This window comes from Bacillus cereus group sp. BfR-BA-01441, assembly GCF_022663075.1.
Taxonomy (GTDB): domain Bacteria; phylum Bacillota; class Bacilli; order Bacillales; family Bacillaceae_G; genus Bacillus_A; species Bacillus_A cereus.
In genome coordinates, this window is the sequence record NZ_JAKUEU010000274.1 from 1 (window position 1) to 399 (window position 399).

Sequence of the window (399 nt, forward strand, 5' to 3'; positions counted from 1 at the left end):
CTGCATAGGTGTACGTGAATTATCGCGGCAAGAAGCCCATATAATCTCCATCATATCTTGATGTGGTACGCCCTCTGCAATTTTCTCGCGATATAAATTTTTAATTGCTACATCATCGTAATCTTCAATATTTGGTAACTGAACATTTGTCATACCAATTTCTTGGCCTTGATAAATAAAAGGTGTACCGTGCATAAAGAAATACATCGCCCCTAGAGCTGTTGCACTTTCACGCCAATATTGTTTATCATCTCCCCATGTTGAAACGATACGTGGTTTATCGTGATTCTCAATATATAAAGCGTTCCATCCTTTATTTTCTAATCCTTTTTGCCATTTCGTTAATACTTTTTTCAATCCTACAACATCAAGGTCTTTCTTCTTCTCTGCATCCCATAA

At 36.8% G+C, this 399-nt stretch carries 1 protein-coding gene; it reads right to left on the minus strand.

Annotation, left to right across the window (positions count from 1 at the left end; all coding sequences use genetic code 11):
• On the minus strand, positions 1-399 hold a 399-nt coding region (locus MR107_RS30465), incomplete at both ends, for an alpha-amylase family glycosyl hydrolase (RefSeq protein ID WP_242293189.1).